The 25,514-nt window shown below is 30.7% G+C and carries 21 protein-coding genes, 2 pseudogenes and 1 CRISPR repeat array; of the genes and pseudogenes, 16 read left to right on the top strand and 7 right to left on the bottom strand.

Annotated features, from left to right (window positions below; translation table 11 throughout):
• Positions 1-443: pseudogene (locus BMX03_RS09590) on the top strand (S-layer homology domain-containing protein); the annotation flags it as partial.
• A 136-nt stretch (positions 444-579) separates the two neighbouring features.
• On the opposite strand, the pseudogene BMX03_RS09585 reads toward BMX03_RS09590, so the two are convergent.
• Positions 580-1,159, bottom strand: a pseudogene (locus BMX03_RS09585) (DUF362 domain-containing protein).
• Between the two features lie 393 nt (positions 1,160-1,552).
• A complete protein-coding gene (locus BMX03_RS09580; protein WP_075554489.1) occupies positions 1,553-3,508 on the bottom strand; it encodes a sigma-54 interaction domain-containing protein in 1,956 nt (651 codons plus the stop codon).
• Positions 3,509-3,711: 203 nt separating this feature from the next.
• Between BMX03_RS09580 and BMX03_RS09575 the strand changes: the two genes are divergently transcribed.
• From BMX03_RS09575 to ftsY, 11 genes are all read left to right on the top strand, one after another.
• Complete coding sequence (locus BMX03_RS09575; protein WP_019000142.1) at positions 3,712-3,954, top strand: hypothetical protein; 243 nt, start codon at positions 3,712-3,714, stop codon at positions 3,952-3,954.
• 5 nt (positions 3,955-3,959) lie between these two features.
• Positions 3,960-5,444: a sodium:solute symporter family protein gene (locus BMX03_RS09570; RefSeq protein ID WP_091695097.1), complete on the top strand. Its 1,485-nt coding sequence runs from the start codon at positions 3,960-3,962 to the stop codon at positions 5,442-5,444.
• 32 nt (positions 5,445-5,476) lie between these two features.
• On the top strand, positions 5,477-6,235 hold the full coding sequence (locus tag BMX03_RS09565) for a creatininase family protein (protein ID WP_091695095.1): 759 nt from the start codon (positions 5,477-5,479) through the stop codon (positions 6,233-6,235).
• An 18-nt stretch (positions 6,236-6,253) separates the two neighbouring features.
• Complete coding sequence (locus BMX03_RS09560; protein ID WP_091695092.1) at positions 6,254-7,117, top strand: PLP-dependent aminotransferase family protein; 864 nt, start codon at positions 6,254-6,256, stop codon at positions 7,115-7,117.
• A 162-nt stretch (positions 7,118-7,279) separates the two neighbouring features.
• On the top strand, positions 7,280-7,918 hold the full coding sequence (locus BMX03_RS09555; protein ID WP_008537700.1) for a nucleoside recognition domain-containing protein: 639 nt from the start codon (positions 7,280-7,282) through the stop codon (positions 7,916-7,918).
• 14 nt (positions 7,919-7,932) lie between these two features.
• Entirely contained in the window at positions 7,933-8,421 is a 489-nt protein-coding gene (locus BMX03_RS09550; RefSeq protein WP_008537701.1) for a YjiG family protein, read from the top strand.
• 15 nt (positions 8,422-8,436) lie between these two features.
• Complete coding sequence (gene iadA, locus BMX03_RS09545; protein WP_019000146.1) at positions 8,437-9,630, top strand: beta-aspartyl-peptidase; 1,194 nt, start codon at positions 8,437-8,439, stop codon at positions 9,628-9,630.
• A 113-nt stretch (positions 9,631-9,743) separates the two neighbouring features.
• Complete coding sequence (locus tag BMX03_RS09540) at positions 9,744-10,424, top strand: HAD family hydrolase (protein WP_255361474.1); 681 nt, start codon at positions 9,744-9,746, stop codon at positions 10,422-10,424.
• Positions 10,425-10,607: 183 nt separating this feature from the next.
• Complete coding sequence (locus BMX03_RS09535) at positions 10,608-11,639, top strand: HlyD family secretion protein (RefSeq protein ID WP_091695090.1); 1,032 nt, start codon at positions 10,608-10,610, stop codon at positions 11,637-11,639.
• A gap of 39 nt (positions 11,640-11,678) precedes the next feature.
• On the top strand, positions 11,679-15,239 hold the full coding sequence (smc, locus tag BMX03_RS09530) for a chromosome segregation protein SMC (RefSeq protein ID WP_075554484.1): 3,561 nt from the start codon (positions 11,679-11,681) through the stop codon (positions 15,237-15,239).
• Positions 15,240-15,242: 3 nt separating this feature from the next.
• Positions 15,243-16,169 carry a signal recognition particle-docking protein FtsY gene (gene ftsY, locus BMX03_RS09525; protein ID WP_008537707.1) on the top strand — a complete coding sequence of 309 codons (927 nt, stop codon included), beginning with the start codon at positions 15,243-15,245 and terminating at the stop codon, positions 16,167-16,169.
• A 78-nt stretch (positions 16,170-16,247) separates the two neighbouring features.
• On the opposite strand, the gene BMX03_RS09520 is transcribed toward ftsY, so the two are convergent.
• Positions 16,248-16,721 carry a nucleoside deaminase gene (locus BMX03_RS09520; RefSeq protein ID WP_008537708.1) on the bottom strand — a complete coding sequence of 158 codons (474 nt, stop codon included), beginning with the start codon at positions 16,719-16,721 and terminating at the stop codon, positions 16,248-16,250.
• Between the two features lie 206 nt (positions 16,722-16,927).
• Between BMX03_RS09520 and uraA the strand changes: the two genes are divergently transcribed.
• A complete protein-coding gene (uraA, locus tag BMX03_RS09515) occupies positions 16,928-18,199 on the top strand; it encodes a uracil permease (RefSeq protein ID WP_015562292.1) in 1,272 nt (423 codons plus the stop codon).
• An 87-nt stretch (positions 18,200-18,286) separates the two neighbouring features.
• Positions 18,287-18,643: direct repeats of the CRISPR family, unit length 30 nt; unit sequence ATTCAAATACAACTCTTGTTAAAGTTAAAT.
• Positions 18,644-18,904: 261 nt separating this feature from the next.
• Here the strand turns inward: uraA and BMX03_RS09510 are convergent.
• Both BMX03_RS09510 and BMX03_RS09505 read right to left on the bottom strand, forming a co-directional pair.
• Positions 18,905-19,375 (bottom strand): GNAT family N-acetyltransferase, encoded by a 471-nt coding sequence (locus BMX03_RS09510; RefSeq protein WP_255361472.1) that lies wholly within the window; start codon positions 19,373-19,375, stop codon positions 18,905-18,907.
• A 30-nt stretch (positions 19,376-19,405) separates the two neighbouring features.
• The gene (locus BMX03_RS09505) at positions 19,406-19,897 is read right to left on the bottom strand and encodes an HD domain-containing protein (RefSeq protein ID WP_075554453.1); all 492 of its coding nucleotides are present in this window, start codon (positions 19,895-19,897) and stop codon (positions 19,406-19,408) included.
• 197 nt (positions 19,898-20,094) lie between these two features.
• On the opposite strand from BMX03_RS09505, the gene BMX03_RS09500 reads away from it, so the two are divergent.
• Both BMX03_RS09500 and BMX03_RS09495 read left to right on the top strand, forming a co-directional pair.
• On the top strand, positions 20,095-21,060 hold the full coding sequence (locus BMX03_RS09500) for a 5-bromo-4-chloroindolyl phosphate hydrolysis family protein (RefSeq protein ID WP_091695087.1): 966 nt from the start codon (positions 20,095-20,097) through the stop codon (positions 21,058-21,060).
• A gap of 5 nt (positions 21,061-21,065) precedes the next feature.
• On the top strand, positions 21,066-22,223 hold the full coding sequence (locus tag BMX03_RS09495) for a toxic anion resistance protein (protein WP_008537718.1): 1,158 nt from the start codon (positions 21,066-21,068) through the stop codon (positions 22,221-22,223).
• 131 nt (positions 22,224-22,354) lie between these two features.
• Here the strand turns inward: BMX03_RS09495 and BMX03_RS09490 are convergent, their stop codons facing one another.
• Complete coding sequence (locus BMX03_RS09490) at positions 22,355-23,230, bottom strand: LysR family transcriptional regulator (protein WP_075554455.1); 876 nt, start codon at positions 23,228-23,230, stop codon at positions 22,355-22,357.
• Positions 23,231-23,507: 277 nt separating this feature from the next.
• On the opposite strand from BMX03_RS09490, the gene pckA reads away from it, so the two are divergent.
• Positions 23,508-25,085 carry a phosphoenolpyruvate carboxykinase (ATP) gene (gene pckA, locus BMX03_RS09485; protein ID WP_022228520.1) on the top strand — a complete coding sequence of 526 codons (1,578 nt, stop codon included), beginning with the start codon at positions 23,508-23,510 and terminating at the stop codon, positions 25,083-25,085.
• Positions 25,086-25,182: 97 nt separating this feature from the next.
• Here the strand turns inward: pckA and BMX03_RS09480 are convergent.
• The coding region (locus BMX03_RS09480; protein WP_143052088.1) for an IS30 family transposase at positions 25,183-25,514 on the bottom strand (332 nt) is incomplete at its 5' end.

Here is a 25,514-nt window from a genome sequence, read left to right as displayed (position 1 = left end):
TAACAGTAGCAGAAAAAGGCAATAATTTCCAAGATAGTGTAAACTTCTGGGAAGCAGGATTTAATACAAAACTTGCAGACAATTTAACATTAATGGCAGCATATAGTAAATCTGATTTAGATGGAGTAACAGATAGTGTTGGCAGTGAAGTAGTAAATGATGGATGGTTTAGTGAACTTCGCTATAAACAACACAATCCAAGTGATGTAGGTTCCTTTGCAATCTTCACAAATTATAGAAATGTAGGTGCATTCTCAACAATAGATGCAACAGTAGACTATACTGAAAACGTAAGAGGATGGACACTTGGATTTGACTATGTACCAATGGAAAATACAACAATAGAAGTATTCTACACAACAGGTACACAAGTAAATGCAACAAGTACAGAAGGTAGACAAGATGTAGATATCTTCCGTGCACAAATGGAATTTTATTTCTAATCATATAATTTATAAATCTAATATTTAAACAAAAGGCTTATTACTTACAAATTGTTTAGTAATAAGCCTTTTTGTTTTGACAATTAAAATCATGATATTAGATTTTAAATTTAATAGATAGTGTCTTTAGTCATTTTTAGTTAATAGAAATTAATTCATATTGAGGATTACCCATTTTTAAATCGCGCATAGCGGTCAATTGATGTAATCCATGACGAGATTCAATACGTTCTACTAAATCTTGATTGTTTGGTTGAGCATATACTAAATCAATAGAGGCTTGGTCTATAGCAAGTAAGTCAGTTGAGACTAATATACCAATATCTGGGATTGTAGGTTCAGCAGCAGATAATCCAGCGCAATCACAATCAACAGACATTCTGCGTAAAACATTAATAAAAACGATATGTTTACCAAAGTAATCAATAACAGCTTTTGCTGATTCTGATAGCATGACCTTTGAAATGGGTTAATACTATCATAGAATCATAATTAACGATATTTTTTCCCATTGAAATTTCTTGAAAATGTTTGCCATTGCGTACAGGGAGCATAACAGTGCCATTTTCATCCATTATATCTACAGGGCAAAAATCCCAACCATTAATTTTTAAGGTTTCTCGATGACTTTCGGTAGTATATCTATCACCTTTATATAAGGTATTTGTTTCAACTATATTGCTATTGGGGACATGTTGTTGAAAAACGCGAACCATATCTCTAGGCAAAATATTTGGACCATTTTTTTCGCCTGTATGAAGTTTTATAGCGGTTTTTCCATAAATACCTTCATTGATTAAGTTATATAATTTTAGCAGACTATCTGTATTAATTTGAGAAGAAAAATATACTTTGGCTTTAGAGCCAATATAATTATTATCATTGATTTTAGTACTAGCTATTACTGGCGATTGAGCAAAAGAATGAGAAATATTATCTGTTAAGCCATAAGTTGCTGCTCCAATAACTGCACCACCGGCTACTTTGAAAAAATCACGTCTAGAAAATTTTTTCATAAAAATCTCCTCCTGTAAATGATTTTATTATTATTTTAATCATACATCTTGGAGTTTACTTTAGGTCAAGAAAATAATTTTATAGTAATGATTTTAGATAGCTTTTAAACTGTATTTACCAAAACCTATTTGAATGCGATTTTCTTCATGTAAGATGTTTAAAATTTCACGGATTTTATTTTCAGAAACGGAGAATTTATGAGCTAAGGAGCGTCGACCAACAGGTTGGCGAAGTGTATTACAACGTTTGATTTCAGCAAAAATTTCTTCTTTTAAATCAATGATATCATTAGGAGTTTTAAAAATTTCAGATTTAATATCTTCTGGCAAATCACTGCTTTGAGGTGGTTCATTAGGGCAAATATTAGCTAGATATTCAACTACATTTTGAAGTTCACGAATATTTCCAGGCCATGAATAGTTTTGAAGACAAGTTTTTATATTAGAAAAATATAATTTGGCATCTAAAGATAAAGGTTTATATTTTTTATAAAAACTATATGCAAGTGGTAAAATATCTTCTTTGCGTTCACGCAGTGCAGGCATTTTTATAGGAAGTACATTTAAACGATAATATAAATCTTCTCGCATCAATCCAGCTTTTATATGTTCTTTTAAATTGTGATTAGTGGCAACAATGACGCGAACATCAATAGGAATTACTTTTATACTACCTACACGACGAATTTGACGTTCCTGAAGTACACGTAATAATTTCACTTGGAATGGTAAAGGGGCATCACCAATTTCATCTAAAAATAATGTTCCTTTATGGGCTGCTTCAAATAAACCAGAAGAGCCACCTTTTTTAGCACCTGTGAAAGAACCTTCTACATAACCAAATAATTCTGATTCCAAAAGTGTTTCTGAAAGTGCAGCAAAATTAATGGCAACAAAAGGTCCTGAACTGCGATTAGAAGCATTGTGAATACTTTGAGCTAATAATTCTTTACCCGTACCAGATTCACCTTGAATAAATACTGTGGAATCTGATTTTGCCATTTTTTGTGCTAGTGATAATACTTTTTGGAGTGCTGGACTTTTGCCAACGATATGAGAAAAATCATAACGTGCAATATTTTGTTCTTGGTATAAACGACGACGTACTGATTCTTCAAGGCGATGAATTTCGGATACATCTTTTAATACAAATAATTTGCCATTATCGCTATTTTTAGCATAGAGGGGAATTTCTGATATTAAAAGTTCATGAGAAGGCAATTTTAATATACCTTCTTTTCGAGGATTATTTACTGTTTGGAAAAAAGTATCATCTAAGAAATTTTCACTATCTTGCCCAATTAATTTTGTCGCTTTTTGAGCAAAGATTTTTTCAGCAATAGGATTAAAAACAGATATTTTATTTTCTTTATTGATAGCTATTAATCCATCATGAACATTATTGATGACGGTTTTAAATCTTTCTTTCATTTTGCTACTATCTTTTAATAATTTGTTACCTGTTTTTATTAATTTAATAATATCTTGAATATATTTAGCTGATAAAATATTAGCGAATTTATCTAAAATATCAAAATGAGTGAGAATTTCAATGATAGAAGTGATATCAACTAAGCGAGTTTTTATATCAATAATATGGTTTACAAATCCCGGAACATGTTCAGTCTCGCCAGGAGTAATAGCTATTTTTAATTTAGGATAATTGTCTATTCCAGGATAATAAGGATAATAGTTTATATGGTCTATGCCTAATGCTTGCAATAATAAAATAGTTTCTTCTGCACTATCTTTAGAATCATTAACTAATAATACATCACTATATTTAGGCAGTTTAAATAGTTTGCTAATTTCATGATAATTTATAGAGCGTCGTGCAATAATATAAGGTACATTTGCAGGGCGAAAATTAATTCTTTCAAATGCATATTCGCTGGAATAGAGGATTAAGTCAACTTCTAAATTTGTTGGTGGAGGCGAAGATGAATAATAATATTTAATATCTACTGAAGAATAAAGAATATTACATAATTGTTCGTAAATAGTATGAGCAGTATTATATCCTACAGAAATGATGACTAATTTTTTCATTTTATATTTATCTCCTAATGGGAATTTAATGGTAATTCATAATAATATACCCTATATTATCAAAATAAATGGTATTTATCAATTTATAAAAGGTTATGATTTTTTAGTGTTTCTTGGTTCTTCTATGCACAAATGTTTACTTGGCATGGAAATTGCATGAATATATTAGTGAAACTTTATATACTGATAAGGGAGGTTTTATTATGAACCCATTTAGTAATTCTTTTGAAAAGAAATGGACTTTTATTTTTTTATTTATGTATGTGTTAATAATGTTGCCATTTCCTTGGTATTATGCCACTGAATACATTCCTTCATTTTGGGGAACTCCATTATTCATCTTTGGATGGATTTTTCATGGTTTAGTAGTTATTATACTCATATTTTTATGGTGGCAAAGTTGTAAAAAACGACCAGAGTATAAAGAATTTGATGATGAGGAGTGATTTAAATGACACATTCATTAGATAATAATATTATTCCATTTTTAGCTGTTATTATTACTTATTTTGGTTTATTGACTTATATTGGTTATTATGCTACAAAGCAAACTCGAACTCTTAGAGATTATTTCACAATGAGTGGTAAGGCAGGAGCTTTGCTTAGTGGTCTTGCATATTTTTCAACTCAATATAGTATGAGTACATTTATGGGTGTGCCAGGAACTATTTATAAAGTAGGTTATGCTGGAATGTCTGTATCTGTGCCAGGTATTGCTTTTAGTATGGTTATTCCTGCTTTACTTGTTGGTAGAAGATTAATTCGTTTGGGTCATCGTTATCGTATGCTTACTATGGCAGATTACATATCTGATAGATATGAGTCCACTTTAATGCGTGCATTATTGGCTATTATTATGATTTTATTCTTAGTACCAATGATGGGAGCGCAAACAATTGGAGCTGGAATTATTTTTAAAACATATACTGGTGCTCCAGAATGGGTTGGTATTGTAGTCATGGGTATAACTGTTATACTTTATTGTATGGCAGGTGGTATTAGAAGTATTATGATTACAGATGTTATTCAGGGGATTTTAATGGTAGCAACAGCTGTAGTTACTTTCTTTGTATCTTTGCAATTAGGTGGAGGTCTTGAAGTAATTAATCAGCATTTAGCAGATACTGATATAAGTTTATTATCTCATCCTGGACAAAATAATTCTATGCCATGGCAAAATTATGTTTCTATGATCATCATGTGGAGTTTCTTTACAATTGGACAGCCACATTTATTTACAAAATTTTTCACTATGAAAAATTACAATGTAATGTTTAAAGCAGTATTATTGGGAACTTTAGGTATGTGGTTTTCTGCTACACTTATTGAATGGTGTGGTGTAACGGGTAGAATGTCTTTCCCTAATCTCACAGGAACAGATACAGACTTTATCGTGCCTCTTATTTTACAAGCAGGCGTTCATCCTGTAATTTCTTCTTTGATGGTAGCTGGTATTTTCTCTGCAGGTATGTCAACTGTAAGTGGTGTATTAATTACTTCCACAAGTGCTGTAACTCGTGATTTATATCAAAAAATATTCAATAAAGAAGCTACAGATAAAGATGCATTTATCATGTCTCGTTATGTAACAGTTGGTTTAGGAGTATTAGCTATTTGTATTGGTATTTATAAACCATCTTCAATTTTCCAATTAGTTTTATTCTCTTTTGGTGGTTTAGGTATTTGGGCAGCTCCAATTTTAGCCGGTCTTTATTGGAAACGTGCAACAAAAGTTGGTGCATTTGCGTCTGTAATCGTTGGTGAAATCGTATATATTTTATTAACAACTACTTTTACATCTTTAACATTTGGTTTCAATCCATTAATCGTGGCATGGATTATTGCCATGGTGGTATTGATTGTAGTGAGTTTGTGTACAAAACCTGCATCAGCAGAAACAATCAGACGTCATTTTGATGATTTAGAAAAATGTTAATTTGATTTTAATGAATAAAGAAGGTATTAATTATGTATTTAGCACATTTAAATTGGCAACAAGCAAAAAGAGCTTTCGCAAAAGATGATTTAGTAGCAATTATTCCTATTGGAAGTACAGAACAACATGGCCCTGTAGGTCCTTTGGGAACAGATTTTTTAATTCCTGATTATTTTGCTAAACAAATAGAAAAACGCACAGAAGTTTTGATTGTGCCTACAGTTCCTTTTGGTATAGCTACACATCATGTGGAATTTTCGGGAACTATTGATATTGGTTTTGATGGCTTATATGCTGTTATTAAAGGTATTGTAGATGGTTTAAGTCGTCATGGCGTGAAAAAATTTGTATTTTTAAATGGTCATGGTGGTAATACTCCTGCTTTGGATAAAGTAGCATTAGAAGCTAATAAAAAAGGTTGTCTTTGCGCTCAGATTGATTGGTGGTCACTTGCTCCAATGCTCAATCCTGCATGGAAAGGCGGTCATGGTGACGGACAAGAAGTTTCCATGATTATGGCTATTGATGAAGGTTTAATAAATAAAGATGATTTAATGGAAACAAAGGTAAATCATTTATCGGATAAATTAAAAAATATACATTTAAATGCAGTTGATTTTAAAGGTGCAACTATAAAAGTAATTCGCAGTGTAGATAAAGTTGTAAATAGCGGTGGCTATGGCGGAAGTGATTCTTATAGTGCAAATAAACAATGGGGCGAAGATATGAAAGTAGCTTTGCTTGATTATATTGTTGATTTTGTAAATGAATTTAAATTTGTAAAACTATAATTAGATAGGATAATTATTATGTTTAAACGCAGAGATTATTTCAAAGAAGATAGACAAAAACCATGGTCAATAAAAGATGAACCTGTTACTTGCGAAGCTTTAGCTGACACAGAAGCAAGAACATATCCAGATATGTTTGAAGCATATAAAAATTTTGCACAGACATATAATTTATCAAGGGATAGTTTTATCTTAACTAACGGCTGTGAAAATGCAGTGAGAATTATTTTTGAAGCACTTCGACCTAAATATGCTTATATTGAAAATCCTTCATGGGGTTTGGTAGAAGTACTGGCTAATGGTTTGTTATATCCTCGACCTGAGGAAACACCTGAAGAAAAGCGAATTTTTCTAGTAGATTATGAGTTTAAAAATGAAAAATTTGTTTTAGGGGATTATCCTTTAAAATTACCACAAGAAAATTCTTTGTTTTATATTACTGATAAATATAATAATGTTTTTGAGCATGAAGTACTTCAAGATAGAAATGAATATGCTAAATATACTATTGTGGATGAAACTTATTCAGCTAAAATGTTGAGAAATAGTAATAGAGAAATACCTGAAAATGTTTTTGTAATTGGTTCATATTCTAAGTTTTGTGGTGCGGGAATACGTTTAGGTTATATTTTATATAATCCTAAATGGAATAACTTAATGCAATTACTAAGAGAAGAATGTATTTCTAAATTAGCAGAAAAATATACAAGTATACACATGCCAGAAATGAATTTACCAGAATTTGATGGTGATTTTGTTTGTAAGTCTAATAATTATGTCGTAGTAAAAGCTGATAGTTATACAGGTGATAAACGAAGAATTAATCGAGAGTTTGAGGTTTCAGGCATAAAATTTTATAAATTAGGATTATCCTTAAAATGATTTTAATGGGAATTTTATATTTTAAGTTTTATAAAATTCCCATTAAATTTTTATAATAAAATACAAAAGTACTTTTATATTAGATAGTTGTATCTATTAAATTGTTGGCACGAAACTTGCATATAATAAAATAGTGAAATATTTTATTAGGGAGAGATACAAATGGATAAACAGAAAAATAATGATGTAAAAATCTCTGTGCCATGGTATGGTTATGTAGTTTTTGTGTTGGCAATTTTATTATTTTCAGGGATTTTTTCTTCGTCTGATGGAGTTTTACGTGCTTTAGATTTCAATGTATTGAATGGTAGTTTTGGACAGATACCAACTGATAAGGCTATGAGCTTTAGAGGTGCTGGCGGTAGCGGTGCTAAAGATGGCTTTTTATTTGCTTTAGAACTTATTCCTGCTGTTATTTTAGCTTTAGGGATTGTAAATGTCATTGATGGTTTGGGTGGATTGAAGGCTGCTCAAAAATTAATGAACCCATTGTTAAAACCTTTACTTGGTGTACCAGGTGTTTCTGCACTTGCAAATATTGCTAATATGCAAAGTACAGATGCTGCTGCTGGTATGGTTAAAGAATTAGTTGATGAAGGAAAATTAACAGATAAAGAACGCTCTGTTATCATCACTTATCAAACAAGTGGTAGTGCTTTTGTAACAAATTACTTTTCTTCTGGTGCTGCTGCTTTTAGTATTTTACTTGCACCAATTATCGTACCTTTACTTGTAATTTTTGTATTTAAAATTGTGGGTGCAAATTTAATGCGTTTATATTTTAAATTTATTGGACAATAAGTGAGGTAAGATAAATGAGCGACAATAAAGTAGAAGTTATTCAGAAAAAAACAATTTTGGATTTATTCATTGATGGTGCTAGAAAAGGTTTTACTATTGGTACTACTAGTTTGTTACCAAATGTAATGATGGCATTTGTAATTATTCGTATTTTAGATGTTACAGGTCTTTTACAATTAATTGGCGTTGTATTCCAGCCAGTAATGGGGCTTTGGGGTCTTCCTGGTGAAGCAGCAACAGTTTTAATCACTGCTTTAATGAGTATGGGTGGCGGTGTAGGTGTAGCAATGAGCTTATATACTGCTGGTTCTTTAGATGCTATGCAAGTAACAGTGCTTTTACCTGCTATTTATTTGATGGGTAATCCTGTACAAAATGTGGGTCGTTGTTTAGGTATTGCTGGTGTAAGTACTAAACATTATCCTGCAATTATTTTAATTTGTGTAATTAATGCATTATTATCTATTTGGGCAATGCATTTTATTATGTTATTTTTACAATAAAAGAAGGTTGATTATATGAATACAAAAAAAACATTTTTCACATTATTAAAAAATGCACATGTAATTGCTCCAGAAGATTTAGGAGTTAAAGATATTTTAGTAGCTGGCGAAAAAATCGCTATGATAGGTGAAGGTCTTTCTTTACCAGCAGTATATGATTGCGAAGTAGTTGATTGTGAAGGTAATTATGTAGTACCAGGTTTTATTGACTCTCATGTACATTTAATCGGTGGTGGCGGTGAAGGTGGTTATGCGACTAGAACACCTGAAATCCAATTAACAGATATCACAACTTCTGGTGTAACTACAGTACTTGGTCTTTTAGGTACAGATGGTGTAACTCGTCATGTAGCTAGCTTACTTGCTAAAGCTCGTGGTCTTGAAGATGAAGGCATTACAGCATATATTTATTCTGGTTCTTATGAAATTCCAACACCAACAATTACAGGTAGTGTACGCAATGATATTATTTTGATTGATAAAGTAATTGGTACTGGTGAAATTGCTATGTGCGATCATCGTTCTTCTCAATCTCCAAAAGAAGCTTATCAGCAAATTACAGCAGAAGCTCGTGTTGGCGGTATGCTCAGCGGTAAAGCTGGTGTAGTTAATATGCATTTAGGCGATGGCGAAGATGGTTTAAAAATGCTTTATGAAATCACTAAAAATGGTGAAATTCCTAAGACACAAATTATTCCAACTCATGTAAATCGCAATAAACGCTTATTTAAAGAAGCTATTGAATGGGCAAAACAAGGTGGTATTATGGACGTAACTTCTAGCGTTAGCCCTGAAACTGGTTCTAGTCATTCTGTAAAATCCAGTGAAGCTGTAAAACAAGCATTAGAAGCTGGTGTTAATATTGAAAATATCACTATGAGTTCTGATGGCAATGGTAGTATGCCAATTTTTGATGAAGCTGGAAATAATATTGGCGTTGGTGTAGCAAGCCAGATTTCTATTTTAAATGAATTTAGAGATATGGTGCAAAAAGAAAATATTGCGATTACAGATGCTATAAAAATCATTACAAGCAATATTGCTAAATTCACTAAATTATATCCAAGAAAAGGTTGCTTAGCTAATAATAGCGATGCAGATATTTTAGTATTAGATAAAGATTTACAATTACAACATGTGTGGGCAAGAGGCACTCATATGGTAGAAAATGGTAAACCTATTGTATTTGGTACTTTTGAAAAAAGATAATAGAAGATATGTAATAAAAAGTGGTAGAAAAAATCTACCACTTTTTATTTATTAATATATTTAAACATAATAATTTGATTTTGTTATTTATTTGATAGATAATAGATATAAATATGGATAAAGAGGTGAAAGCTGGAAACAGCGAATTTATGTTAAAAGCAGTTATTTTTGATTTTGATGGTACAATAGGAGACACTTTAAAATTAGTTATTGAGTCAATCAGAGAAGCAGTAAGTCCTTTTATAGATAGAGAATTATCTGATGATGAAATAGCAGATACATTTGGACCTATAGAAGAAGGTAGTATTTTAAAATTTGTAGATGAAAAAAATTATGAAGAAGCTTGCAAACGATTATATGATGCTTATGCAAGATTACATAAAGAAATAACACCAAAACCATTTGCAGGTGTTGTGGATTTAATAAAATATTTAAAAAGTAAAAATCTCATTGTAATTTTGGCTACAGGTAAAGGTGCAAAAACTTGTGAAATATCTTTGAAGCAGTATCAAATGGAAAATCTTTTTGATAAAGTAAAAACTGGCTCTATAAAAGGTGGTATAAAACCACAAATGATGCAAGAAGTTATAGATGAATATAAATTATCAGCAGATGAAGTGATTTATATTGGTGATGCACCAACTGATATTGATGCAGCTAGACAAGTTGGTGTAAAAATAGTTTCTGTATTGTACGGAACAAGAATAGAAGAAGAAGCCGTAAAAGCTAAAAATCCAGATGCAATTTGTTATTCTATTGAGGACGTTAAAAAGTATTTAACTAGTTTGATTTAAGAGAAAAATAAATATTATTATTTTGTTATAATTTCATTAGAAATAGCCTATTTTCTTGTGTATTTTACTGTTTTGTGGTATTTTTAATACTAGCTGTAAGAATATATACAGCCTTTCTCATTTATTTAGATATATATTTAATGAGAAAGGATTTTTTTATTGCTGAAGATGGGAGGTACTATTATGGAAAAAGATATTACAAAAAAAATAAAACCATTTATAATTTATAGTGTTCCTATAATTCTACTTATAGCTGTTGTAGCTATTTTTGGTGTATATAAATGGAACCAGGGACAAGGAATTATTAATATTAATGATGCAAAACTCACAAGTTCTAAAGTTATGGTTGTAGCTCAAAATGATGGAACATTGACAGAGCTTCTGGTAAATGATGGTGATAAGGTAGAAGCAGGTCAAGTTATTGCTAAAATGAAAGTAGTTGTAACACCTGAACAAATTGAAGCTTTGCAAAAGGCATATGATGAAGCAAAAGTAAATTATGATAATTTAGAGCAACAAGTAAAAGCCTCTATGGTAGTAAGTCAGCCAGTAGTTACAAGTTCTTCGACAGGAAATGTAGCAGCGGCTCAAGCTAGATTAGATGCAGCCGCAGCAAATAAACAGAAGATGGATAAATTATATTCTATAGGTGCTGTAAGTGCGACACAATATGCGGAAGCACAATCAGAATATGCAGCAGCACAAAGTGCTTTAGTGGCAGCAAGTACACCACAAGTTGTAGAACAACAAGCAAATGTTTCTTCTGCTCCATCTAAAGAATTATCAGAAGCATTAGCTACAGCTCAAATTCAATTAAATCAAGCAAAAGCAGCTTTAGACCAAGCTCAATCTGATGATAATTTTGCTGATATTACAGCTCCGGTTAGTGGTATTATATATTTAACTGATTTTAAACAAGGTGATGAATTAAAACAAGGCGATGTATTCATCAATGTGGGTAATACTAAAAATTTATGGGTAGAAGCACCACTTACAGAAGAACAATATGCTAAAGTACATCAAGGTCAATTTGTTCATTATTCTGTTGATGATATGGATTTAACAGGTACTGTCTTAGAGGTAACACATCAAGATAGTGAAGATGAAGAAAATAAAAATTTAGTTACAGCAGCAAAAATTTCTTTCCCTGATGAATTAAAAGATAAAGTTTTACCTGGTGCTGATGTAACAGTTCAGATAACAATAGATAGATAGTAGTTTATGAAATAGAAACAACAATGGACGGTGAAAATTTTGCTGTTAAAGCGACTAGAAGCGTATGGATTTAAATCATTTGCAGATAAATTAGAAGTAGAATTTGATGAGGGAATAACAGCAATTGTAGGACCTAATGGAAGTGGTAAGAGTAATATTACAGATGCCATTCGTTGGGTTTTAGGGGAACAAAATGTGCGCAATTTGCGTGGAAATAAGGCAGAAGATATTATTTTCACAGGTAGCTCCACAAGAAGACCTCTTGGTGCAGCGGAAGTTTCAGTTACTTTTGATAATAGTGATGGTAAATTGCCGATAGATTTCCAGGAAGTAATGATTACAAGACGCATATTTCGTTCTGGTGAAAGTGAATTTTTAATCAATAAGACAAAATGTCGTTTAAAGGATATTTATAATTTATTTGCTGATACAGGATTGGGTAAAAATTCTATAAGTGTTATTAGTCAGAATAAAGTAGATGAAGTTTTAAATACAAAGCCAGAAGAGCGAAGATATTTTTTTGAAGAATGTGCGGGAATTACTAAATATCGTGAACGAAAACGCGAAGCTGTGCGTAAATTAGATAATACACAGGCAAATATTGTACGTTTAAATGATATTGTAAGTGAGATTGAAAAACAGTTAGAACCTTTAAAAGAACAAGCTGATAAAACTAGACGATATAATGTCATTGATAAAGAATATAAAGATTGTAGACTCACGCAGATTTTGTATAAATATGAAAATCTTTCAGCTGAAAATAATAAACTGGATTTAGAGATAAAAGGTTATGAACAAGAAAGAGCTTCATTAGAGGCTACAGTTTCTGTTTCTGAAAGTGAAAAAATCGCTAAGAAAAGTGAGATAAATAAATTAGAACAGAAAATAAAATTACTTGGTGAAAATAATCAAAAAATCCATGAAGAAATAGAACGCAGTCGCAATCAAGCCACTTTATTACAAGAACGTATACGACAGAGTTGTCAGTCTCAACAGCGTTTAGAGGAAAGACAAAATCAGACAAAAGAAGAATTAAAAATATCTTTAGCTGATGGAGAAGAACTGAAAAGGAAAGCTCAGATTGCTAATAATACTGCAGATAAATTAGAACTTGCCTTGCAAGAAGAAAATTCAAGTGTACAAAAAGTAGAAAATGATATTAAAGCGAAAGAAGAAGAAATCAAATTAAAGCAAGAGCAAGATAATGAAAAGCGCAAGCAGATAGAAGAACAAAATAAGGTATTACTATTGTTAAAGCGAGATATGTCTGATATCGATGTAAATATTGAAAATCAGCATAGTGCGCATAAAAATGCAATTAATGAAAAAATAGAAAAAAATACAGCTAAGGAATTATTACAAGTAGAGATTGATAATATCAATAAAAAAGTACAGGCTAAACAAGAAAGTATTAATTCTCAACAAAGTAATTTAGATGAACTTATAAAAGTTTGCAAAGAGGCTACAGAATTTATCAATGAAACTCGCCAAAATGTGCGTATGGCAGAGGAAAAAGTAAAATTTTTCCAAGAAATGCAAGCATCATATGAAGGTTTTGGCAAGGCTGTAAAAAGAGTTTTAAAAGCGGATAAATCATGGCAAAAAGGTATTTGCGGTGCTGTAGCTGAATTGATAAAGGTAGAAGATCCTTTTATTACAGCTATTGAAGTAGCTCTTGGCTCTGCCATGCAAAATGTAGTTACTAAAGATACAGATACTGCAAAATCGGCAATTAATTATTTGAAAGAAAATAAATTTGGTCGTGTAACTTTTATGCCACTGACTACTGTTCAGCCACATAAAAATAAACGCACTGAAATTGAACCGGGTAAACATGGTTTTATCGCTTATGCAGATGAACTTGTAAATATTGATGAAGAATATAAAGTGATAACTCAATCTTTATTGGGTAGAATTTTAGTAGTTGATGATGTGGATAACGCTTTAAAGTTGGCTAAGTTATATGATTATCGTTTGCGTATCGTAACTTTAGAAGGTGAATTATTGCAACCTGGTGGCGCTATTGCTGGTGGTAGTAGCCAAAGCAAGGAAGCAGGTTATTTACACCGTAAAGGTGAGTTATTAGAATTAAAAGATTATCTAGCTAGTGAACGTAAAGTATTACGTGACGCGAAAAATAAATATGAAGATGATGAAGCAAAACGCGTGGCTTTAGCAGAAAATATCAACCGTTTGCAAAAAGATTGGCAAGAGTTATCTTTATTATTAGCACAGAAAAAAGTAGAATTTAAACAATTAGAAAATTGGTTTGTAAATCAAGAAGATATCTTAAAAGCTATAGATAATCGCATATCTGCTTTAATCGTGAAAAAAACGGCTATTGAGGCAGATATTGAAAAGCAAACAGCGAAAATTGCTCAAATGGAAGCTCAAGTTGATGAAAAACAAAATCTTTATGAAGATATTTACAATGAGATTGAAGTATTGAAACATGATTTAAAAATTCGTCAACAAAAGGTAATGCAAAAACAGATTAGCTGTACAGAAGCAAGACAAGAAGTCATTCGCTATAATGATAAATTGAATTTGCTGACAGGACAGGCAGAAAGATTTAAGGCTTTTTTAGCTGATAGTGATAAAGAAATGGCTGGATTACAAAAAGTCATTGATGATAGTTTAGCTGAATTAAAACAATTAGAAGAATCTGTAGCTAATTTAGAAAAGTTAAAAACTGATGGTAAAGAAGAATACGATACTTTATATAAAAGACAATTAGGTATGAGAAGTGAATTGTCTGATATGGACGAAGAACGTGCTAAAATTGCAAGCAAGGTAGGCGTTATCAAGGATAAAATTCATAAATGTGAAGTAAGTGTAGCTAAATTAGAAACTGAAATTAAGCAATGCTTACAAAGTATGCAAGAAGAATATGAATTGACTCCACAAGAAGCTTTAAATCATCGTTTAGAACTTGATGAAAATGAGCTGAAATCTAAATTAAAGAAATTAGATAAAGAATTAAAAGAAATTGGTCCTGTAAATCCAAATGCTATCAACGAATATGAAACATTAAATGAACGTTATAGCTTTATGAGTAAACAAATTGAGGACTTAGTCAAGGCTAAAGAAGATTTAACGAAAATCATTGAACAGATAGATAAAACAATGTCTACACAATTCGGTTTAGCTTTTGATAAAATAAAAGTATATTTTAATGATATTTTTAAACGTTTGTTTGGCGGTGGCAATGCAAAATTAATTTTAACAAATAAAGAAGATATCTTAAGTTCAGGTATTGAAATTGAAGTAGAACCACCAGATAAAAAACCACAGAGTCTAGCTGTATTATCAGGTGGGGAAAGAACGCTTACAGTTATAGCATTACTGTTTGCATTTTTCACTTATAATCCTGCACCATTTAGCGTATTAGATGAAATTGATGCTCCATTAGATGAAGCAAATGTCAAACGTTTTGCGAAGTTTTTAAAAGATTATGCTAAACGCACTCAATTTATTTTAGTAACACATCGTAAGGGAACAATGGAGTCTGCTGATGTTATGTATGGTGTAACTATTGAAGATGCTGGTGTATCCAAGTTGATATCTGTTCGTTTAGAAGATTTTGAGGAAAGAGGTTAAAAGATGGGATTTTTTAGTAAATTAAAAGAAGGTCTTACAAAAACACGTAAATCTTTAACAGAGAAAATCGAAAAAGTAATTATTGGTTATGCTGATATTGATGATGATTTATTAGATGAATTAGAAGATGCTTTAATCCAAGCTGATGTAGGGGTAAAAACTTCTTTACAATTAATGGACGATGTTCGTGCTGGTATTAAGAAAAAACAGATTAACTCTCCTGAAGATTTAAAACCATTTTTGATTAAACGTATTACAGAGATGTTAAATGAAGGTTCTGATGAAACAAATATCGCTAAATCTGGGCCTACAGTAATTTTAGTAATCGGTGTAAATGGTGTAGGTAAAACTACAACTATTGGTAAATTGGGTAGATATTATAAAGAACAAGGCAAAAATGTCATGTTTGCAGCAGCAGATACTTTCCGTGCAGCGGCTATTGACCAATTAGAAATTTGGGGTCAAAGAGTAAATGTTCCTGTGATTAAACATGAAGAAGGTTCAGATCCAGCAGCAGTAGTATTTGATGCTGTGAAAGCTGCTATCGCAAGAAAAGTGGATATACTCATCATTGATACAGCAGGACGTTTGCATAATAAAGCTAATTTAATGACAGAATTAAATAAAATTCAAAGAGTTATTAAACGTGAAATAGCAGAAGCTCCACATGAAACATTATTAGTATTAGATGCTACAACAGGACAAAATGCAATTAGCCAAGCTGAATTATTCACAAAATCAGCTCCTATTTCTGGATTGGTATTGACTAAATTAGATGGCACTGCTAAAGGCGGTGTAGTAATTGGTTTAAAATCTGAACTTAGTATGCCAGTAAAATGGATTGGTGTTGGTGAAGGTATGGACGATTTACGACCATTTGTAGCTAATGACTTTGCAGCGGCTTTGTTTAATCAAAAAGTAGAAGAATAATATAATTAAATAATTGTCTATTTGATGATAATAAAAATAATAAAAAGAGGATAAGTATAAAACTTATCCTCTTTGTTTTTAGTAGATTGTTTTGTCTGTTTTTTGTGCAAAGTTATCAAAGGATTTTATAGTGATATCTCTACCAAACTGTTCTAAATCTAAAACGGAGATATCTTGGCATTTTCCTTCAATATAGTTGTAGATGAAATCATCTCTAAAACCAATTTTATCAGCATCTTTAGCTGTGTTTCCATAATAAACTTTTTTGATATTTGCCCAAATAGTAGCAGAAAGGCACATTGGACATGGATAGCAAGATGTATAGAGTTCACAACCTGTTAAATCATGAGTACCTAAATTTTGACAAGCATCACGAATAGCTTCAACTTCGGCATGACAAGTTGGATCATGTTTTATAAGTACACGATTATGACCACGACCTACGATTTTGCCATCTTTTACAATAACTGCACCGAATGGGCCACCTTCATTAGTTGTTAAATTACTATCAGCTTCTTGAGTTGCAATAAGCATAAATTCTTCTTTAGTCATAAAAAATCTCCTATTCATAATAAAATATATAGGAAAAAATAATATTTTTATTCTTTGCCTATATAAATATAAATTAAAAGCGGTAAATATGCAATAATCTTTTGGTTTTTAATAAATATTTTTATTTTTAAATAGATAGATATGATTTCTTATGATAAAATAACTAAGGATTTATTTATTTATTTATTTATGAAAGCGAGGACAAAATGAAAAAGTTTTATGACGTAGAAGAAAAAGTGCCTTTGTTGCAAGGAATTCCACTTAGTTTACAACATTTGTTTGCTATGTTTGGTTCTACAGTATTAGTTCCTTTTTTACTTCATGTAAATCCAGCAACAGCTTTATTTATGAATGGTATAGGTACAATTTTGTATTTAATCATTTGTAAAGGGAAATTACCGGCTTATTTAGGTTCTAGTTTTGCATTTATTTCTCCAGTTTTAGCAGTACTTGCTACTAGTGGACTTAGTTATGGAGATGCTCAAGGTGGATTTATAGCATTTGGTTTATCTTTTATTATTTTATCTTTTGTTGTGGGTAAATTAGGTACAGCTTGGATTGATATTATTTTACCACCAGCTGCGATGGGTGCAGTAGTGGCAGTAATTGGTCTTGAACTTGCACCACTTGCTTTGGATATGTCTGGTTTTATCAGTGATACAATGCAATCTCAAGGCATTCCAAATGAGCTTGCAATGATTACTTCTGTATTTACATTAGCTGTGGCAATTTTGGCTTCTGTAATTGGTAGAGGATTTTTAAGTGTAATTCCTGTATTAATTGGTGTAATTGCAGGATATATCATGGCCTTTTGTTTAGGTATTGTAGATTGGTCTGGTGTAGAAGCTGCTAGTTGGGTACAAGTACCAACTTTCTATGAACCAACTTTTAATATTCACGCTATCATGATTATCATGCCTGCATTGTTTGTAGTTTTTGCTGAACATATTGGACATGTTGTTGTTACAAGTAGTATTGTAGATAGAGATTTAATTAAAAATCCAGGACTTAATCGTTCTTTATTTGCTGATGGTGTTTCTAATGTCTTATCTGGTTTTGTAGGTTCAACTCCTAATACTACTTATGGCGAAAATATGGGCGTTATGGCTATTACTCGTGTTTATAGTGTGTGGGTAATTGGTGGAGCTGCTGTTTTTGCTATTCTTTTCTCTTTTATTGGTAAAATTGCTGCTATTATTCATGCTATTCCAGTACCAGTAATGGGCGGTATTTCTGTATTGTTATTTGGTGTTATCGCTTGTTCTGGTATACGTATGCTTATAGAGAAAAAAGTTGATTATACTAGTACGAAAAATATGATACTTACTGCCGTAACTATGATAAGTGGTCTTAGTGGAGCTGCTGTAAATATCGGTCCTGTACAATTAAAAGGTATGGGTCTTGCTGTTGTCTGTGGCATGATTCTCAGCTTATCGTTTTATGTTTTTGGTAAATTGGGTATAGCTAATAAAGAATAAAGTAAAATAAAAACTCATGGGTATTTTAATCCATGAGTTTTTATTTTTATAGTTATCTACATATTTATCAAATAGTGGAAAAGTTATTTTAAAAATATACAATTGTTAAAGTTAAATAAACATCGACTTTAGAACGCTAAGATTAAGTCCAGAATTCAAATACAACTCTTGTTAAAGTTAAATAAATATAGAAATTGTAAATACTATACTAAATAACTAATTCAAATACAACTCTTGTTAAAGTTAAATTACTAATGCTGGCATTAATGCATTAGGAAATAAAATATTCAAATACAACTCTTGTTAAAGTTAAATTCTATATCTAAATGAATTGTAACACTTTCATCAAATTCAAATACAACTCTTGTTAAAGTTAAATTATATAAACATTAATGGTAAACGTATATATCTTGGATTCAAATACAACTCTTGTTAAAGTTAAATGATAGAAAAATCAGTATTTGTGATTTTTATTATACTATTAAAAGCATTGATATACAAGGATATTGATATTTTTTACCAGCAATAATGGTGATTTTAAAGATTTTATAAAAAGCCTTATTTTTCAGGTAATGAAAAGCTTTTTTAAGAATTTAACTGGTAAAATTAGAGATAAAATATCTTTGGCAAGTAGCATTTCTTTGGATTATTTCATCTTTTTTTCAAAGAGAAAATAATTATCTATACATGGATTGGGTTTATCATTTATATGATTGGGCATATTTTTTCTTTGTGATATTTATTGAAAAATTCTATTATATGAAATCCGCATTTATTTATATAAAAATGTATATTTCTTTGTTCAAAATATGGCGTAATTGTTCTCCATGTGATTGTATCGGGATATTTTTTCTCAATGGTTTTCCATGTTGCAAGACCCAAGCCGTCTCCATGATATTTGGGTGATATGAAAAATAAATCTAAAGAATTATAATGAGTATTTTTATCTATCATGAGAACAACACCGCCGGCACATTGATTATTATAAATAATGTGGAAAACTTCTGCATTTTTAGCAGTAAGTGAGGATAATATATCGTTTTTAGATGGAAGATATTCATTTGTGCCAAATTTTTCAATAATTGCAGGAGAAAAAGCCTCTTGTAAATTTTTGATAAATGTAGGATATTCTTTGGGAATTACTGGTTTTAATTCAATATCAAGGTTTTGGGACATAAAAAATTCCTTTCTATTAGTTGAATATGATTAAATACCATAAATAGTTTTACATAAATTAATGCCTGTTTTAGTTTTAAAAATTCTATTTAATGCATTTTCTACAGCTTGTTTTGAACAATTATCTTCATAAAGATTTACTAAGAAATCTGCTTCTATTAGGATTTGGTAATCTAAATCGTCAATATTATTGTAAGTATGATGATGAGCAATCAAGAAACATACTCTATCTATTACAGCAGTATCTACTTGGAGTTTTTCAAGTATTTCTCTAGCAGGTGCAGGGCCTTCTAATTCTTGATATTTGCCATTGCTACTGTTGTATTTTTGTTCAGCAATTTTTATGCCGATATCATGCATTAAACCAGCGATTTCTAAAATATACAATTTATCTGAAGGTAAGTTTTCTTGTTCAGCTATGAATTTTGCAAAGCTATGTACTTTAAGAAAATGTTGAATGCGTTTAGGGTCGCCCTGATAATAATTAATCATTTCTAGTAATACAGTATTTATATTTGCCATAATAAAAGCCTCCTAAGTATAGTTTTGTTTCAGAAAATAGAAATCAAGGGAAAATTTTAATTTTATTTTAATACAATTTTAATATGATATACAAGCATAATCAGTATAAATTTTGTATAATTATTTTTGTAGTGCAGGATTTTAAAAGGGTTTATTAGAATTTAATAAGTATAATAAAATATAGGAGAATAAAAATTATGTTTAGTTTTATTATGTTTTTAGCAGTTATAACGACTATTTTGGCTTTTATTGGGTTTGATATGATAACACATTTTAGTGATATTGTGAATTTGATAGGAGCAGTAGCTTTAGGTGTAGGCGTCTTTTTGACATTTAAACCAAATAAGAAAAAGCAGATTAGTTTAGATTTAGATGATAGTGAAAATAGTAAATTATTGCAGGAAAATTATCAAAAAGCGTTAGAGGATTATAATTATATAAAAGGCTCATTGAAATATATTAGAGATAGTGAATTAAAAATGCATGTGCAAGATATGCAAAAGGTATCTTTGAATATTTTACAATATCTACAAAAACACCCAGAAAAAATTACTCTAGCTAGAAGATTTATCGATTATTATCAAGATACTGTGGCTGGTTTAATTGAAAAGTATGTAGAAATAGAAAATACGCAGTTAAATACAGATAGTGTAAATGATATAAAGGAAAGAACAAAAAATACTTTATATGGATTGAGTAATGCTTATACAGAGCAATTTGAAAAATTGATAAATGACCAGTTATTAGATATGGATGCGGAATTAAAGGTTATGGAAAATACAATAAAAGCAGATGGTTTTGATGTGAAAAAGCAAGACCGCACTCAAGAGATAAAATCTGGCTTTAGCTATAGACGTAAAAATTGTATGCACGATAAACCTATGCAGAAAATGCGTTGGCAATTAAAACATTTACCAGAAAGATTTTTTGATAGTGATGAAGTTTTGCGTAAAAAATTAATTGCTGGAGGTCTAGGAATTTTATTTGGCGGTTTTGGCGCACATAAATTTTATTTAGGCAAAACTTTTATGGGAATTTTTTATTTATTATTCTCATGGACAGGCATACCTTTTATTGCGGGATTTATAGAAGGTATACGCTATTTATTTATGGATAAAGATGATTTTTATCGCAATTTTTTTGATAATATGAATAGAGGGTGAAACTTATGGCAGATATTAGTTTAGATGATTTAATCAAAGCAAAAACACAGACAATGGACAATAATGCTGATGCTCAAAATTGGCAAGTAATGACAAAAAAAGAAGAGATTGAGCAGGTTACAAAGCAAACAGAATTGATTTCACCGGAAGATAGAAAACGTATTGATGAAATAAAAGAAAATATAGATTTGACGAATTCGCAGACATCTGTACAATATGGCATAAATGCGCAACGAAATATAGCAGAGTTTTCAGATAGTATTTTGAATAATATTCGAAGTAAAGATAGTGGGCATGTTGGCGATTTGTTAAGCAATTTAGTAGTAAAAGTAAAAGGTTTTGATGTAGATAGTAAAAACAGTGGCGGATTTATAAAGAAAATTCCTATTTTAGGCTCATTAGTTGGCAGTGCTAAAAGTATGATGGCAGAATATGATAAATTATCTGTACAGATTGATAAGATACAAGGCGAATTAGATAAAGCCCGCATGAGCATGATGAAAGATATTGTGATGTTTGATACTATGTATCAGCGCAATTTAGAGTATTTTAAAGAATTGCAGTTATATATTAAAGCTGGCGAAGAAAAAATCTTAGAATTGCAACAACATACTATTCCTAAATTGCGCATGGAAGCTGTAAATTCTCAAAATCAAATGGCAGTGCAGGTAGTCAGTGATTTTGAAAATGCTGTCAGTCGTTTTGAGAAAAAAGTTCATGATTTGAAATTGAGTAAAACAATAGCTATACAGACAGCACCACAGATACGTCTTATTCAAAATAATGATAAAGTTTTAGTTGATAAGGTGCAAAGTGCTATTTATAATACTATTCCATTATGGAAAAGTCAGATTGTAATTGCGCTTGGTTTATCTAGACAGCAAAAAGTTTTACAGATGCAACGTGAAGTAACAGATACTACAAATGAATTATTGCGACGCAATGCTGAAATGTTGAAACAAAATACAATAGAGACAGCACGTGAAACAGAACGTGGAATTGTAGATATTGAAACTGTAAAAAAAGTAAATGAAGATTTGATTTCTACTATTGAAGAAACTATTAAAATTCAAAAGGATGGACGTGAACGTCGTAAATTAGCAGAAGCTGAACTTGTACAAATTGAAGATAAATTAAAACAAACTTTATTGGCTCATCGTTAAAATATCATTAAATAAGCTATAAAAAATATAAAAAGGATAATCCTAAAATAAGTGGATTATCCTTTTTGTTATCAATAAAAATAAAAAACCATCAGCAAATTTGAATAAACTGATGGCTTTAATTTTATAAATTATTTATTTAATGTATCTTGACAGAAATTGATAAAAGATTGAGCAGCTTTGGAGATATATCTATCTTTTTTCCATGCAAGTCCAACATCTACAAATATAGGGTCTTCTATTGGTAATGTTTTAATATGTGGTGTATCTTGAACTACGAAGTCTAAGAGGAATGCCATACCAACATTACTGGAGATAAGACCTTTTATCGTTTCGATTTGGTTTGATTCTAAGATAATATTTGGTTGAATATTGTGTTCTTTGAGTTTTTGTTGAATTAAATTACGGATAAAAGAACCTTCTTTTAACATAATTAAATCAATATTACTTACATCGCTCCAAGATAAAGAATCTTTTTGAGCAAGTGGGCTATCTTCAGGAACACAAGCTATTACTTGGTTAGTAGACATTGGCAATAACTGTAAACTAGGAGAAGCATTGGAGATGATGACAATACCAAAATCTAATTCATCACGTTCTAAGGATTCACGAATAGACATAGAGCCTTTTTCATAAAGATAAATATCTAAATGAGCGAATTTTTTCTGGAAACCAGAGAAAATTTTTGGGAAAAGATATGCTCCGATCATAGAAGGAATACCAATTTTGATAGTGCCTTTTTGAAGTTGTTTATAGTCATTAACTTCTAAAACGGCATCTTGAATATTACGCAAAGCAAGTTCAATGCGATTTAAAAATACAGCTCCTTCTGGTGTGAGTGATAATTGTTTTTGGCTACGTTCAAAAAGTTGTATGCCAAGTTCTGCTTCTAATTTTTTTATAGCAACTGTAATATTTGGTTGAGAAACAGAAAGCCGTTTGGCTGCTCTAGTAATATTTTTTAAACGGCTAGTCATTTGAAAGTATTCTAGTTGTTTAAGTTCCATATAATCCTCCTATTGAAAATATCTTATGTATAATAAATTTTATTAATTAACACATAGATATTATAGCATAAAAATAGCATATATCCAATATTTTATTTATTATAAATGTTTTTTGCCATAAGTTTTATCTATTATGTAAAAAAAGTATAAAAAATATATAAAATTTTTAGAAATTTAAAGGAATAATAAATTTTTTATAGAATTATATATTCATATGGTAAATCAAAGTAATAAATACTATGAAAAATTAACATAGATAAAAGAGAGGTTGATTACAATGATGAATAACTATTCTAGCCAAGATTTCTTATCTGTAGCAAGAAGAATAACTTATGACGCAACAATTCCTGAATTACTTGAAGAAGCGGTTAGAAATCATGAAGGACGTTTATCTGATAAAGGTGCGATTTGTGTAACTACTGGTAAACATACAGGTCGTTCACCTAAAGATAGATTTATTGTTGATACTCCAGACATTCATGATTTAATACATTGGTCAAATACAAATCAACCATGTTCGGAAAATACATTTAATCGTCTTTATGAAAAAATGAAAGATTATGCTAAAGACCATCAATTATTTGTAACGGATGCTTTAGTTGGTGCAGACCCTGCATACAAATTACAAATAAAATGCATTAATGAGCATGCTTGGCATCATTTATTCTTAAAACAATTATTTATTAGACCAAAAACTAAACTCACTACACCTGCTGAATTTACACTTATTTGTATGCCTAGTGTAAAAGCTAATCCAATTGAAGATGGTACACATTCTGAAACTTTTATTATTGTTAATTTCAGCAAAAAAATGGTATTAATCGGTGGCGGTGCTTATGCAGGTGAAATGAAAAAAGCTATTTTCTCTGTTATGAACTTCATTCTTCCTCAACGTGGTGTTTTATCCATGCACTGCTCTGCAAATGTAGGTAAAGATGGAAATTCTGCATTATTCTTTGGTTTAAGTGGTACAGGTAAAACAACTTTATCTGCTGACCCTAATCGTTCTTTAATCGGTGATGATGAACATGGTTGGAGTGAACATGGTATCTTCAATGTTGAAGGTGGTTGCTATGCAAAAACTATAAAAATTACACCTGAAAGTGAACCAGAAATTTATAATGCAATTCAATATGGAACTGTTTTGGAAAATGTTTATATCAATCCATATACTCGTGAACCAGATTTCTTTGATGCTAGATTTACACAAAATACGCGTACAGCTTATCCAATAGAAAATATTACAAATGCCATCGTACCAAGTATGGCAGGTCATCCAAATGCAATTATCTTCTTAACTGCAGATGCTTTTGGTGTATTACCTCCTATTGCAAAACTCACTAAAGAACAAGCTATGTATCACTTCTTATCCGGTTATACAAGTAAAGTTGCTGGTACTGAACGTGGTATTACAGAACCACAAGCAACATTCTCCATTGGTTTTGGTGAACCATTCTTCCCATTACCACCATTACAATATGCTAGATTATTAGGTGAAAAAATCAATCAATATAATACTAGCGTATATCTTGTTAATACTGGTTGGACTGGCGGTCCATATGGCATTGGTAAGCGTATGGAATTAAAATACACTAGAGCTATGATTTCTGCTGCTTTAGATGGTAAATTGGATGATGTTACTTGGACTAAACATGAATATTTCCAATTAAATATTCCAGATAGCTGCCCAGGTGTACCAAGTGAAGTATTAAATCCAGAAAATACTTGGATGGATAAAAAAGCATATAAAAATCAAGCTGAAAAATTAGTAAGATTGTTCGCTGAAAATGTTAAACGTTTCGCAGGCGAAATGCCAGAAGAAATTTTAAATGCTGGACCAAGACTTGAAGACTGAGAAGAAATTGGTTTTTATAGAAAAATTATAAATATGATTTTAAAGTTTTTAGGCAATAAATAAATTTAATGGCGATAATTTAATTAATGATGAATTGTCAATCCAAGTGCGACACTTCTTTTAAAAATAAATTAAATGGATTATCCCAATTTAAACATTTTCTTGGTCTACTATTTAATAGTATTAATTTTTCTATTAAATCATCATTAGATATTTTTCCTAAATCTGTTTTCTTTGGATAATATTCTCTTAATAACCCATTTGAATTTTCGTTACTACCTCTTTGCCATGCTGCATAAGCATCTGCAAAATATACTTTTATATTTAATTTTTCTACTTCTTTGTAACATGCAAATTCTTTCCCTCTATCTGTTGTAAATGTTTTTAATGCCTTTTTTGGTAGTACTTTCACTAACTTTTTTATTGCTT

The sequence above is a fragment of the Megamonas sp. Calf98-2 genome (assembly GCF_900110235.1).
Classification (GTDB): Bacteria; Bacillota; Negativicutes; order Selenomonadales; family Selenomonadaceae; genus Megamonas; species Megamonas funiformis.
The sequence above is the reverse complement of the archived record's forward strand: the minus strand, read 5'-3'. Positions and strand labels throughout refer to the sequence as shown.

Coding starts and splice junctions, on each gene's coding strand:
- BMX03_RS09580 (WP_075554489.1), bottom strand. CDS start 3,508: ATGAAAAAATTAGTCATCATTTCTGTAGGATATAATACTGCTCATACT.
- BMX03_RS09575 (WP_019000142.1), top strand. CDS start 3,712: ATGAACCCATTTAGTAATTCTTTTGAAAAGAAATGGACTTTTATTTTT.
- BMX03_RS09570 (WP_091695097.1), top strand. CDS start 3,960: ATGACACATTCATTAGATAATAATATTATTCCATTTTTAGCTGTTATT.
- BMX03_RS09565 (WP_091695095.1), top strand. CDS start 5,477: ATGTATTTAGCACATTTAAATTGGCAACAAGCAAAAAGAGCTTTCGCA.
- BMX03_RS09560 (WP_091695092.1), top strand. CDS start 6,254: ATGTTTAAACGCAGAGATTATTTCAAAGAAGATAGACAAAAACCATGG.
- BMX03_RS09555 (WP_008537700.1), top strand. CDS start 7,280: ATGGATAAACAGAAAAATAATGATGTAAAAATCTCTGTGCCATGGTAT.
- BMX03_RS09550 (WP_008537701.1), top strand. CDS start 7,933: ATGAGCGACAATAAAGTAGAAGTTATTCAGAAAAAAACAATTTTGGAT.
- iadA (WP_019000146.1), top strand. CDS start 8,437: ATGAATACAAAAAAAACATTTTTCACATTATTAAAAAATGCACATGTA.
- BMX03_RS09540 (WP_255361474.1), top strand. CDS start 9,744: ATGGATAAAGAGGTGAAAGCTGGAAACAGCGAATTTATGTTAAAAGCA.
- BMX03_RS09535 (WP_091695090.1), top strand. CDS start 10,608: ATGGAAAAAGATATTACAAAAAAAATAAAACCATTTATAATTTATAGT.
- ftsY (WP_008537707.1), top strand. CDS start 15,243: ATGGGATTTTTTAGTAAATTAAAAGAAGGTCTTACAAAAACACGTAAA.
- BMX03_RS09520 (WP_008537708.1), bottom strand. CDS start 16,721: ATGACTAAAGAAGAATTTATGCTTATTGCAACTCAAGAAGCTGATAGT.
- uraA (WP_015562292.1), top strand. CDS start 16,928: ATGAAAAAGTTTTATGACGTAGAAGAAAAAGTGCCTTTGTTGCAAGGA.
- BMX03_RS09510 (WP_255361472.1), bottom strand. CDS start 19,375: ATGTCCCAAAACCTTGATATTGAATTAAAACCAGTAATTCCCAAAGAA.
- BMX03_RS09505 (WP_075554453.1), bottom strand. CDS start 19,897: ATGGCAAATATAAATACTGTATTACTAGAAATGATTAATTATTATCAG.
- BMX03_RS09500 (WP_091695087.1), top strand. CDS start 20,095: ATGTTTAGTTTTATTATGTTTTTAGCAGTTATAACGACTATTTTGGCT.
- BMX03_RS09495 (WP_008537718.1), top strand. CDS start 21,066: ATGGCAGATATTAGTTTAGATGATTTAATCAAAGCAAAAACACAGACA.
- BMX03_RS09490 (WP_075554455.1), bottom strand. CDS start 23,230: ATGGAACTTAAACAACTAGAATACTTTCAAATGACTAGCCGTTTAAAA.
- pckA (WP_022228520.1), top strand. CDS start 23,508: ATGATGAATAACTATTCTAGCCAAGATTTCTTATCTGTAGCAAGAAGA.